Genomic DNA, 12,212 nt, shown 5'->3' on the forward strand with positions numbered 1-12,212 from the left:
CCGCCATGCCTTGGCTGCAAGTCCGTCTCGCCATCAGCCCAGAACAAGCCGAAACCTACGAAGACGCGTTTCTCGAAGTCGGCGCGGTGTCCGTGACCTTCATGGACGCTGAAGATCAACCGATTTTCGAGCCCGAACTCAATACCACGCCATTGTGGTCGCACACTCATCTGCTTGCCCTGTTCGAAGCCGACACCAACGCCGAGCAGGTGCTCGCTCACCTGAAGCTGCTGACCGGCGACGAACTGCCCGAGCACATGCATGAAGTGATCGAAGATCAGGATTGGGAGCGCAGCTGGATGGACAACTTCCAGCCGATGCGATTTGGTCAGCGGCTATGGATCGTGCCAAGCTGGCACGCGGCACCGGAGCCTGACGCTGTCAACCTGCTGCTTGATCCGGGGCTGGCATTTGGCACCGGCACTCACCCGACCACCGCGCTGTGCCTGGAATGGCTCGACGGTCAGGACCTCAAAGGCTGCAACCTGCTGGATTTTGGTTGCGGCTCGGGCATTCTGGCCATTGCCGCCCTGCTACTGGGTGCAAAACAGGCGGTCGGTACCGACATCGACGTCCAAGCGCTGGAAGCGTCCCGCGATAACGCCGGTCGCAACAACATCGCCCCCGAGCGTTTTCCACTGTACCTTCCCGAAGACTTGCCGACTGAGCAGGCCGATGTGCTAGTAGCTAATATCCTTGCAGGCCCTCTGGTGTCTCTGGCACCTCAGTTGGCAACACTGGTCAAACCCGGTGGCCGTCTGGCGCTGTCCGGCATTCTCGCCGAGCAAGGCGACGACGTTGCCGCTGCCTATGCCGAAACCTTTGACCTTGACCCCATCGCCAACCGCGATGGCTGGGTACGTATTACGGGGCGCCGTCGTTAACGGCCGACTCCTTCGTCAACCACCATAAGGCGCTAGCTTGAACCCCCGGATACCCGCATGACCGACAGTTTCGTCACTCAGTGCCCGCACTGCCAGACCAGTTTTCGCGTCAGCCACGCTCAATTGAGCGTGGCTCGCGGAGTGGTTCGCTGCGGCTCGTGCCTGCAGGTTTTCAACGCAGCGAAACAACTGTTGGAGCAGCGTGCAGAGCAGCCTCAAGCGCCGGAAACGTCAGCGCCTCAGCAAAACGCAGCAGCGCCAATCGCCACGCCTGCGGCTCTCCCGGTTGCACCCTCGACGCCTCCTGCGCCCGAGCCAGTCATCGAACCGCCGATGCCCGTCGTCAAACATGAACCGCCGCAATTGGATCTTGACAGCCTGGATCTCGACGATCTTGACGTCGAACTGGCACGACTCGAACAGCGGGAAATCCAGTTGCCCGAGTCATTCGGCCGAGCCAATAACACGCGCGATCTTGATCACGTCGAATCCATGAGCGCCCGCCGTGGCGACGCCGACACAGCACACGAGCATTGGAACGAAGCGCTGACCAACGATGACGTCGATCAGCTCCCCGAACTGAAAGCCGAAGTCGTCGGTGGGCGTAACGACGATGCCCCGCTGCAAACGTCTTACGAGCCTGACGACCAGCAACCCTACAAGACGCATGACAACCGCACAGAGCCGTCACTGTCCTCTCAAGCGGATGATTTCGACGATGAGCCGGTCAAGCACACCACGCTGATTGATCACGACTTTGAAGGTATTGACCATGAGCGAGACTTCGGTCACAAACGCGACGCCACCGACGAACTAGAACGCGACGACCCTACGCCGGAACGCTTCTCCGCGCTCGATGGTGATGACGAGGCCCATCGTGATCATGATAGTGATGAGGCTGAACCGGAGTCGCGCAGCAAGCGCCGTCGTAATGAACCGGGCTTGCGTGATGACGCCCTGCTCGACCTGATGGATGATCCGCTGCAATTGGCCTGGCAAAAACCCAAACCGCGCTGGGGGCGGCGGCTGTTTTGGCTGCTGTTGGTACTGATTGCTCTGGGCGCCCTCGCGGGCCAGTACGTCTGGTACCACTTTGACGAACTCGCCCGGCAGGATCAATACCGACCGCTGTTCCAGGAGCTTTGCCCACAAGTGGGCTGCAAGGTGCCATCAAAGGTGGACATCACGCTGCTCAAGAGCAGCAATCTGGTGGTGCGTAGCCACCCCGACTTTCAGGGCGCGCTGGTGGTCGATGCAATCATCTACAATCGTGCCTCGTTTTCTCAGCCTTTTCCGCTGCTGGAGCTGCGATTCGCTGACATTAACGGTCAACTCATTGCCAGTCGTCGCTTCAAACCGGGCGAATACCTGAGCGGTGAACTGGCAGGCAAAGAAGAAATGCCACCGCAGACACCGATCCACATTTCACTGGATATCCTCGATCCAGGCGCCAAAGCCGCGAACTACAGCTTGAGTTTCCGCTCGCCGGAGTAAAAAGCCGGTTACGCAGTAGCGCTATCGCGCACCGCAATGCAGCACACCGTCGTCGAAAAGACGACAACAGTTTGATGACAATGCGAGCCGCAACCGAACTGTTCGCGATAACGAATCAACTGTTCAGATTTTATCCAATTCAGCCTTTATCCAGTCATCGAGAGCGGGTATCATGCCCACCCTTTTTCATACTCTGGGTCCCGTCTGAATAGCTATTGAAAGCATTATTTGGACCAGACCTCGTGATTCGGCCCCACAACAGGTACACCCTATGTCGGCGGTACGCATCGGTCCGTACACATTGCATAACGGCTTGATCCTCGCCCCGATGGCAGGGGTCACCGACCAGCCTTTCCGCCAGCTTTGCCGCCAACTCGGCGCAGGTTTGGTGGTGTCGGAAATGGTCACCAGTGACATGAGCCTGTGGAACAGTCGTAAATCGCGACTGCGCATGATCCACGAAGGTGATCCCGAGCCGCGCTCGGTACAGATCGCAGGTGGAGATCCGCAAATGCTCGCGGACGCAGCACGTGCAAACGTTGAACTTGGCGCACAGATTATCGATATCAACATGGGTTGCCCGGCAAAGAAGGTCTGCAACAAGGCCGCCGGGTCAGCACTGTTGAAGGACGAGCAGTTAGTGACCGACATCCTGCAGGCGGTGGTCGGCGCAGTCGATGTCCCGGTTACGCTGAAGATTCGCACCGGCTGGGACCGGGCGAACAAAAATGGCCTTACTGTCGCCAGGATTGCCGAGCAAGCGGGCATTACTGCCCTGGCGGTGCATGGTCGGACTCGGGCGGATCTCTATACCGGCGAAGCCGAGTACGACACCATTGCCGCTATCAAGCAGGCCGTGTCGATTCCGGTGTTCGCCAATGGCGACATCGATTCACCCGAAAAAGCCCGGTACGTGCTGCACGCAACCGGTGCCGATGGACTGTTGATTGGTCGGGCCGCCCAAGGGCGACCGTGGATTTTTCGCGAGATAGAGCACTTTCTGCGCACCGGGGAAAAACTTCCCGCGCCGCAGCTCAGTGAAGTGGAACGCATTCTGCTAGAGCATCTGGCTGCGCTTCACACTTTCTATGGCGACGTGTTGGGTGTGCGGATCGCCCGTAAGCATGTCGGTTGGTATCTCGCAACACTGCCAGGCGCAAGAGAGTTTCGTGCCAGGTTCAATCGTTTGGAAGATACGCAAGCACAGTGCGCCAGCGTTCGGGAGTTCTTTCTTGAACGCGATAAAAGCCCGGATGCAGGGAACGAACAAGAGGTGGCCGCATGACGATGATGACAGAGACTTTAGTGAGTGGAACGACACCCGTGAGCGACAACGTCAATTTGAAACAGCACCTCAACACGCCGAGCGAAGAGGGTCAGACCCTGCGTGGTAGCGTTGAGAAGGCGCTGCACAATTATTTCGCTCACCTTGAAGGTGCGGCCGTCACTGATGTTTACAACCTGGTGCTCTCCGAAGTCGAGGCGCCGTTGCTCGAATGCGTGATGAACTACGTCAAGGGCAACCAGACCAAGGCCTCCGAGCTGCTCGGGCTGAACCGCGGCACCTTGCGCAAGAAACTCAAGCAGTACGATCTGCTGTAAGCATTCAACACAGAAAAGCGACCTCATGCCCCTGCGGTCGTTTTTTTGCTGACTCTTTTTTGCTTTTGATGGAAGTTGAGATGACCGACCAGACCACCCGCCTGCCGATCCGCCGTGCCTTGATCAGCGTTTCCGACAAGACCGGAATCCTTGAATTCGCCCGTGAACTCGAAGCCCTGGGCGTCGAAATCCTGTCCACCGGCGGCACCTTCAAGCTGCTCAAGGACAACGGCGTCGCTGCGGTCGAGGTCGCGGACTACACAGGTTTCGCGGAAATGATGGACGGTCGGGTCAAGACCCTGCACCCGAAAATCCATGGTGGCATCCTTGGCCGTCGCGGCATCGACGACGCCATCATGAGCGAGCACGGCATCAAGCCAATCGATCTGGTCGCAGTCAACCTGTACCCGTTTGAAGCAACTGTTTCCAAGCCAGGTTGCGACCTGCCGACCGCCATCGAAAACATCGACATTGGCGGCCCGACCATGGTCCGATCTGCCGCCAAGAACCACAAAGACGTGGCCATCGTGGTCAACGTCGGCGATTACACGCAAGTGATCGAAAGCCTGAAAGCGGGCGGTCTGACCTACGCACAGCGTTTCGACCTGATGCTCAAGGCGTTCGAACACACTGCCGCCTACGATGGCATGATCGCCAACTACCTGGGCAGCGTCGACCAGACCGCCGACACTCTGTCGACGTCCGGGCGCAGCGAATTCCCGCGCACCTTCAATAGCCAGTTCATCAAGGCGCAGGAAATGCGCTACGGCGAGAACCCGCACCAAAGCGCGGCGTTCTACGTTGAAGCCAGGCCCGCCGAAGTCAGCATCGCGACCGCGACCCAGTTGCAAGGCAAAGAACTGTCGTACAACAACGTGGCCGACACCGACGCCGCACTGGAATGCGTGAAAAGCTTCGTCAAGCCAGCCTGCGTCATCGTCAAGCACGCCAACCCATGCGGTGTGGCTGTTAGCCCAGATGACGAAGGGGGTATCCGTCAGGCTTACGAACTGGCCTACGCCACCGACAGCGAATCTGCCTTCGGCGGTATCATCGCGTTCAACCGCGAACTGGATGCCGAAACGGCTCAAGCCATCGTCGAGCGTCAGTTCGTTGAAGTGATCATCGCACCAAGCGTCAGTGCCCAAGCGCAAGCCATCGTCGCCACCAAAGCCAATGTGCGTCTGCTGATCAGCGGCCAGTGGGCTGCCGAGCGCGCTCCGGCGTGGGACTTCAAACGCGTCAATGGTGGCCTGCTGGTACAGAGCCGCGACATCGGCATGATCAGCGCCGATGACCTAAAAGTCATGACTAAACGCGCACCAAGCGAGCAAGAAATCCACGACCTGATCTTCGCCTGGAAAGTCGCCAAGTTCGTTAAATCCAACGCCATCGTCTACGCCAGGAACCGCCAGACCATTGGTGTCGGTGCCGGTCAGATGAGCCGCGTCAACTCGGCACGCATCGCGGCGATCAAGGCCGAACACGCCGGCCTGCAAGTGCAAGGCGCCGTCATGGCCTCGGACGCGTTCTTCCCGTTTCGCGATGGCATCGACAACGCGGCCAAGGTGGGCATCACGGCAGTGATCCAGCCAGGCGGCTCGATGCGCGATGCAGAAGTGATTGCGGCAGCGGATGAAGCCGGTATAGCAATGGTGTTCACCGGGATGCGCCATTTCCGTCACTGAGTGCTTGATCCTCTGTAGGAGCGAACTTGTTCGCAAGGCGATATCCCTGTGTATGCAGGGCCACCGCCTCGCGAACAAGTTGGCTCCTACAGGAACAAGGTCGCCAACCGACTCCACACAGAATTAGCGTCATCGAGGTTTTTGAAATGAACGTACTCATCATCGGCAGCGGTGGCCGTGAACACGCACTGGCCTGGAAGGTTGCACAAGACCCGCGCGTAGCGAAGGTTTTCGTGGCTCCGGGCAATGCGGGTACTGCCACTGAAGCGAAGTGCGAAAACGTCGACATCGACGTGCTGGCACTGGAGCAACTGGCTGACTTTGCCGAGAAGAATGTCTCCCTGACCATCGTCGGCCCGGAAGTACCGTTGGTGGCGGGCGTGGTCGATCTGTTCCGCTCCCGTGGTCTGGATTGTTTTGGGCCGACCGCAGGTGCCGCGCAACTGGAAGGCTCGAAAGCATTTACCAAGGACTTCCTGGCACGTCACAAGATTCCAACCGCCGATTACCAAAACTTCACCGAGATCGAGCCAGCCTTGGCGTACCTGCGCGAAAAAGGCGCACCCATCGTGATCAAGGCCGACGGCCTGGCTGCCGGTAAAGGCGTAATCGTCGCCATGACCCTGACCGAAGCCGAGGATGCCGTGCGCGACATGCTCGCCGGTAATGTGTTTGGCGACGCTGGCTCCCGCGTGGTCATCGAAGAATTCCTCGACGGCGAAGAGGCGAGCTTTATCGTCATGGTCGACGGCAAGAACGTTTTGCCGATGGCGACCAGCCAGGATCACAAGCGCGTCGGCGACGGCGACAGCGGCCCGAATACTGGAGGCATGGGTGCTTACTCCCCGGCCCCGGTGGTCACTGCCCAAGTCCATCAGCGTGTGATGGATCTGGTCATATGGCCGACCGTCCGAGGCATGGCTGAGGAAGGCAACGTTTACACAGGCTTCCTCTATGCTGGTCTGATGATCGACAAGGCAGGCAACCCGAAGGTTATCGAGTTCAATTGCCGCTTTGGCGACCCTGAAACCCAACCTGTGATGCTGCGTCTACAATCGAGTCTTGTCTTGCTGATCGAAGCAGCCTTCGCTCAGGCGCTGGATAAAGTGCAAGCCCAGTGGGACCCGCGTCCAAGTCTTGGCATCGTACTGGCGGCGGGCGGTTATCCAGGCGACTACGCCAAAGGCGCGGCAATTGGCGGCCTGGATGCAGCAGCAACCTTGCCTGGCAAAGTGTTCCATGCAGGGACGGCGCTCAAGGATGGCCAGGTTGTGACAGCAGGCGGTAGGGTGTTGTGTGCGACGGCCCTCGGCGACAGCGTCAGCGCCGCACAGAAACAGGCTTATGCGTTGGCAGCAAAGATTGATTGGGAAGGTTGTTTCTATCGCACCGACATTGGCTACCGCGCCATTGCTCGTGAAAACGGTGGAAACCTGGAGTAAGAACCTGATTCAGGTAGGCACCCAGCAGCCGGTGCCTGCCTGAACATCCAGTGCCACCCAGAGTTAAATAGCTTAATTCACGAAGGGATTTCGCCGTGCGCTGGCTCAGGATTGCCACAGGACTCATCGTCACACTGCTGACCTTGCTCTGCACACCCATGGCGTTTGCCGAGGTCAGTGCAGGATGGTCGACGCTCGTCGACGATCAAGCAAATCTACAGCTCAGTGACGTCCGCTCAGCCAATTACGAAACCCAATTCAGCCCGGTCCAGCTCGATCAAATTAGTGCCACGAACCGTGACGCTGCCCTGTGGCTGCATTACCAACTGCCACCCAGCGACCACGAACAGCTGTTGCGCATATTCGCGCCGGACCTTGCAACCGTCGATCTGTACGTGCTCGATGGCCAGAACCTGATTGATCACTCGCGCACCGGCAACAGCATTCCCAGAGCGGATCAACCGCTGCCGTCCGTGGATTTCTTGCTGCCCATTGCACAGAGTGATAGACCGCTGGATATCTTTTTGCGGTTGAAGTCCGAACAAGAACTGCGCCCCAATATTTCGCTGCAATCGGCAATTGCCACGGCGGCCGACGAACGCCAACCCTTGCTACTGGGCCTGTTCTTCGGTTCGTTGGCTATGCTGATCCTGCAAAACATTACTCGTTTTGCGCAAACCCGCTCCGCCAGCAGCTTGTGGCTAGCAACCTGCGAAGCCTGCCTGGGCCTGAGTGCGATGCTGCTGCTTAACCTTCAGGCGCTATGGCTCCCCCATTGGCACCTTGCACAAACTCCCAGCGCACACATCGCACTGCTGATGGCGGCGGCAACAGGGCTGCTTTTCGCTCATTGCTTCTTCGTGCAGCGTGGTGCCGAGGCGCTGAATCGACTGCTCATGGCCTCGCTACTGATCGTAGGCTTTGGCGGGCTGCTGGTGTTGTTCGTTGACTCACTGCCGCTTAATGTCCTGACCTTTTTGTTGGCTGCGTTCACTGCGCTGATTATTACGCTGGTGTCCATCTATCATCTGCAAAAAGGCTACTCACCCGCTCGCCCGTTCGTCATCGCGATGATTGTTTTCAACCTGGGTTGCCTGGTGATTTTGCCAGCACTGCTGTGGCTGACGACCATTGCGGCGCAGCCGTTGATCATCGGACTGCTGGCGATATTCTGCCTGTGCGGCCTGCTGATGAGTATCGCCCTGAGCGAACGCCACCGCAGCATTACCGAAGACAACTTCAGCATCAGCCGCGAACTCGCCGCGAGCACCGCTGAGATCAACGCCAAGGCCGAATTCCTGGCGAAAATCAGCCATGAAATCCGTACCCCCATGAACGGCGTGCTGGGCATGACCGAACTGTTGCTGGGTACGCCGCTGTCGGTCAAACAGCGCGATTACGTGCAGACCATTCATAGCGCCGGCAATGAGTTGCTGACCTTGATTAACGAGATTCTCGACATTACCAAGCTTGAGTCCGGGCAGATTGAGTTGGACGACGTGCAGTTCGACCTCAACGCGATGATCGAAGACTGCTTGAGTATTTTCCGCGCCAAGGCCGAGCAACAAAGCGTGGAGCTGATCAGCTTCATCCAGCCACAAGTGCCGCGCGTCATCAGCGGCGACCCGACTCGCTTGCGCCAAACCCTGTTGAGCCTGCTGGAAAACGCCCTGAAAAAAACCGCAGAAGGCGAGATTCTGCTGGTGGTCGCACTGGACTCCCGAGGCGGCAAACCACGTCTGCGGATCGCCGTGCAAGACAGCGGTTCACCGCTCACGCCCAAAGAGCGCGATGCGCTTTTGCACGCAGAGTTGCACAGCAAGAACTTTCTGGCGGCGAGCAAAGTGGGCAGCCACCTTGGCCTGGTCATCGCTCGTCAATTGATCCTGCTCATGAACGGCGAGTTCGGTATTCAAAGCGGCAGCAATCAAGGCAGCACCCTGTGGTTGAGCCTGCCGCTGGACCCTGATCGCCTGGAACAACCAGCGGCAGATCTCGATGGCCCACTCAAAGGCGCGCGGGTGCTGGTGGTCGACGACAACGACACCTGTCGCAAAGTGCTGGTGCAGCAGTGTAGCGCCTGGGGTCTGAATGTCAGCGCGGTGTCATCTGGCAAAGAAGCCTTGGCGCTGCTGAGAACCAAGGCTCACTTGCGCGATTATTTCGACATCGTGCTGCTCGACCAGAACATGCCCGGCATGACCGGTATGCAACTGGCGACCAAGATCAAAGAAGACCCAAGCCTGAACCACGACATCCTGCTGATCATGCTCACCGGTATCAGCAACGCGCCCAGCAAAGTCATTGCCCGCAATGCCGGGATCAAGCGCATTCTCGCCAAGCCCGTGGCCGGCTATACCCTCAAGACCACGCTGGCCGACGAACTGAATCAACGCAGTAAAGGCCAGGCACCGTTGGTGACAGCGCCAGCCATCAGCCCTGAAATAGACGTACCGAGTGATTTCCGCATTCTGGTGGCCGAAGACAACAGCATTTCCACCAAAGTCATCCGCGGCATGCTGGGCAAGCTCAATCTGCAACCGGACACCGCCAGCAACGGTGAAGAAGCCTTGCGCGCGATGAAGGCCCAGCGCTACGACCTGGTGCTAATGGACTGTGAAATGCCCATCCTCGACGGTTTTTCAGCGACACAACAATTGCGCGCCTGGGAAGTGGGCAATCAACGTGCTCGCACGCCGATAGTGGCGCTCACCGCGCACATTCTCACTGAGCATAAGGACCGTGCCCGTCAGTCTGGCATGGACGGGCACATGGCCAAACCGGTCGAGCTTTCACAACTGCGCGAACTGGTCGAGCACTGGGTCGAGCAACGCGCAATCCGTCAGGCGAATGCTGAAGCGGGCGATGACGATCAATATCAACAAAACTGACCTTCAACCGCTCGTGACGCCTGATAGACTGCCCCACGTCCCTACCAGCTGCCACGAGCTAAAACCATGCTTCACGTGTTGTTCAGCGTTTATTTGAAGATGCTGGTGCTTTATAGCCCGTTCTTTGTCCTGTCCTGTTTCATCAGCCTGACCCGTGGTCATTCACGCAAAGAGCGTCGTTATCTCGCCTGGAAAGTCGCGCTCGCGACCCTGATTTCCAGTGTCCTCTTGTATCTATTTGGCAGAGTGATCTTCAGCGTATTCGGCATCACCGCCGACGCCTTTAGAATTGGCGCCGGCAGTGTGCTGTTCATCTCGGCATTGGGCATGGCGCAGGGCAAGCCAGCGGTCCAGGCCGACAACGTCCAGCAAGACGTCACCATTGTTCCGCTGACCATTCCACTGACTGTCGGCCCCGGCACCATCGGTGCCTTGTTGGTAATGGGCGTCAGCCAGCCGCACTGGGACGAAAAGCTCACAGCCATCGTCAGTATCGCGTTGGCCAGCTTGACGGTTGGCGTTGTGCTTTATCTGTCGAACAGTATCGAGCGTATTTTGGGTGAGCAAGGCCTACAGATTGTTAGCCGCTTAATGGGCCTGTTCGTCTGTGCGCTTGCTGCGCAGATCATCTTTACCGGGGTCAAAGGCTACCTGCTGCCCTGAGCGCAGCCAGACATCGGAACGTTAGAGCTCCAGAATTTTCCGTAGAGCGTTGTCAGCCAGGTAGTCTCGAATCGGTTTTCGATACGGCTCATAGCTCTGCGCGGTGAGACGAAAGGACGCCCCGTTCGAGCGCACGGTCATTTCTCCGGCGAGCGCCTGCCAGAAAAAGAAGTTCTGACTGAGGGCCGTGGTGGTCATCTGCAACCCACACACCAATATCGTCACCCCGCCTTGCTCGTCCATCTCGCAGGGCACCACTTGAAAGTTCTCGGAACGCCCCGAGCTGAACCACGTATTAAAAAATGTTTGCGCATGCCCGCTCTTCAAAAGCATATCCAGCGAGGTCCGCATCAATGCCCGCAGTTGAGGCGATGTTGCGGTTCCAGTGGGGTTCAGGGGCAGGTAACGCAGGTCACTGAGGCGCTTGATTGTCAGGCTCGTCGGGTTGATAGCCCCTGTCAGTTGGCTACCTTTTTGCAGAATGACACGCTGATATTGCTCGATCCAACGCTTCCAACCCTGACCACGATCATGCTTTTTATCGGCAGATAGCTGTGCGTACAGCAGGCAATCCAGAATGTCGTCACGAAGGTCTTGCGAGATGCCCGCGCCAAATGACACCAGATTCCCACCAACCAGCAGTGCATCGCTAGTGGACACGGGCCACCCCCTGCATTGGTTGTACGTACTCGGCGCGCCTGTCTTTAAGGGCAGTCTCAAATGTCTCGCGAAATTGCGCGTGGATGAGTTCTTGCATCTGCAGCGAGCAGAACGTCGTTTCGATGTTGCCTACGATGTCGCTTACAGAGAGAGGGTGGAACAAAAAATCCGCGGCCAGGGGCCGGCGACTGATAAACGTAACGGCTAGCAGGTCCAGCGACGATTGAGGGCCCAGAACCCCAATCAACAGCAAAACAGGCGTCCCATGGTCAGACTTGGTTAGCTCCAACTGTTCAACCTCATCCTGCGTAGGCGAAGGCTCGGGAGGATGTTGCTGGACCTGGCTGGCAAACAATTGAATAGCTCGCTGTTCGGGATTTGCCCGGTAACGTGCAAAGGCCGCCGCTTCTGCGTGCGCGACAATCGCCGTAGGCATAAAAACCGGTAACTCACTTCTGAGCCAATTCCAAACCGTGCCGTGGGTGTAATCGCTCGCAGATTGATTGATGGTTTCATGCGTATTGAGGATCCAGCCAAACCTGCCAAGTGCTGTTAGAAGCGTCTGCTTCCAACGTGCGGGTTCGGCAAAACGCGAGTATTTTTTTGACGCAGCCAGTTGGGTGTACAACAACGAGTTAACCGCGTCGGCTTTAACCCGATCAGTACAATCACCGGCTGTGAATAACAAACACCCGCCGCTGACAATAACGTCCTCTGTGCCTTGATGCATTGGCCAATTCCCTATAGTATCGAGTAGGAGGCGGATTTACATCCGCCGTCCTCTCACACCACCGTACGTACGGATCCGTATACGGCGGTTCAGGTCAGGCGGCTAAGCCGGTTTATCGTATCCAGTATTGAAACCAGCCCAAGTCCGTCCCAGAGTTT

Annotated in this window: 10 protein-coding genes; 8 read left to right on the forward strand and 2 right to left on the reverse strand. The window is 57.8% G+C overall.

Annotated features, from left to right (window positions below):
- Window positions 1-5 precede the first annotated feature (5 nt).
- The 8 genes from prmA to VGC62_RS04545 all read left to right on the forward strand — a co-directional run bounded on the left by prmA (window position 6) and on the right by VGC62_RS04545 (window position 10,664).
- Window positions 6-884 (forward strand): 50S ribosomal protein L11 methyltransferase, encoded by an 879-nt coding sequence (prmA, locus tag VGC62_RS04510; protein WP_331185878.1) that lies wholly within the window; start codon window positions 6-8, stop codon window positions 882-884.
- Window positions 885-941: 57 nt separating this feature from the next.
- Complete coding sequence (locus VGC62_RS04515) at window positions 942-2,378, forward strand: DUF3426 domain-containing protein (protein ID WP_331185870.1); 1,437 nt, start codon at window positions 942-944, stop codon at window positions 2,376-2,378.
- Between the two features lie 271 nt (window positions 2,379-2,649).
- Window positions 2,650-3,663, forward strand: coding sequence for a tRNA dihydrouridine synthase DusB (gene dusB / locus VGC62_RS04520; protein ID WP_331185871.1), 1,014 nt, complete (start codon window positions 2,650-2,652; stop codon window positions 3,661-3,663).
- Window positions 3,660-3,980: a DNA-binding transcriptional regulator Fis gene (gene fis, locus VGC62_RS04525; protein ID WP_007907419.1), complete on the forward strand. Its 321-nt coding sequence runs from the start codon at window positions 3,660-3,662 to the stop codon at window positions 3,978-3,980. Before dusB ends, fis begins: the two co-directional genes overlap by 4 nt.
- An 80-nt stretch (window positions 3,981-4,060) precedes the next feature.
- Window positions 4,061-5,668 carry a bifunctional phosphoribosylaminoimidazolecarboxamide formyltransferase/IMP cyclohydrolase gene (purH, locus tag VGC62_RS04530; protein ID WP_331185872.1) on the forward strand — a complete coding sequence of 536 codons (1,608 nt, stop codon included), beginning with the start codon at window positions 4,061-4,063 and terminating at the stop codon, window positions 5,666-5,668.
- Window positions 5,669-5,814: 146 nt separating this feature from the next.
- Window positions 5,815-7,110, forward strand: a complete 1,296-nt coding sequence (gene purD, locus VGC62_RS04535; protein ID WP_331185873.1) for a phosphoribosylamine--glycine ligase — start codon at window positions 5,815-5,817, stop codon at window positions 7,108-7,110.
- A gap of 95 nt (window positions 7,111-7,205) precedes the next feature.
- On the forward strand, window positions 7,206-10,001 hold the full coding sequence (locus tag VGC62_RS04540; protein WP_331185874.1) for a hybrid sensor histidine kinase/response regulator: 2,796 nt from the start codon (window positions 7,206-7,208) through the stop codon (window positions 9,999-10,001).
- A 66-nt stretch (window positions 10,002-10,067) separates the two neighbouring features.
- A complete protein-coding gene (locus VGC62_RS04545) occupies window positions 10,068-10,664 on the forward strand; it encodes a MarC family protein (protein ID WP_331185875.1) in 597 nt (198 codons plus the stop codon).
- A 21-nt stretch (window positions 10,665-10,685) separates the two neighbouring features.
- Here the strand turns inward: VGC62_RS04545 and VGC62_RS04550 are convergent, their stop codons facing one another.
- Window positions 10,686-11,324: a hypothetical protein gene (locus VGC62_RS04550; protein ID WP_331185876.1), complete on the reverse strand. Its 639-nt coding sequence runs from the start codon at window positions 11,322-11,324 to the stop codon at window positions 10,686-10,688.
- On the reverse strand, window positions 11,314-12,054 hold the full coding sequence (locus tag VGC62_RS04555; protein ID WP_331185877.1) for a hypothetical protein: 741 nt from the start codon (window positions 12,052-12,054) through the stop codon (window positions 11,314-11,316). Before VGC62_RS04555 ends, VGC62_RS04550 begins: the two co-directional genes overlap by 11 nt.
- Window positions 12,055-12,212: the final 158 nt, after the last annotated feature.

The sequence above is a fragment of the Pseudomonas sp. genome (genome assembly GCF_036404235.1).
GTDB lineage: Bacteria > Pseudomonadota > Gammaproteobacteria > Pseudomonadales > Pseudomonadaceae > Aquipseudomonas.

What these genes read in the sequence shown, in the direction of transcription:
- prmA (WP_331185878.1), top strand. Translation starts at nt 6, where the DNA reads ATGCCTTGGCTGCAAGTCCGTCTCGCCATCAGCCCAGAACAAGCCGAA.
- VGC62_RS04515 (WP_331185870.1), top strand. Translation starts at nt 942, where the DNA reads ATGACCGACAGTTTCGTCACTCAGTGCCCGCACTGCCAGACCAGTTTT.
- dusB (WP_331185871.1), top strand. Translation starts at nt 2,650, where the DNA reads ATGTCGGCGGTACGCATCGGTCCGTACACATTGCATAACGGCTTGATC.
- fis (WP_007907419.1), top strand. Translation starts at nt 3,660, where the DNA reads ATGACGATGATGACAGAGACTTTAGTGAGTGGAACGACACCCGTGAGC.
- purH (WP_331185872.1), top strand. Translation starts at nt 4,061, where the DNA reads ATGACCGACCAGACCACCCGCCTGCCGATCCGCCGTGCCTTGATCAGC.
- purD (WP_331185873.1), top strand. Translation starts at nt 5,815, where the DNA reads ATGAACGTACTCATCATCGGCAGCGGTGGCCGTGAACACGCACTGGCC.
- VGC62_RS04545 (WP_331185875.1), top strand. Translation starts at nt 10,068, where the DNA reads ATGCTTCACGTGTTGTTCAGCGTTTATTTGAAGATGCTGGTGCTTTAT.
- VGC62_RS04555 (WP_331185877.1), bottom strand. Translation starts at nt 12,054, where the DNA reads ATGCATCAAGGCACAGAGGACGTTATTGTCAGCGGCGGGTGTTTGTTA.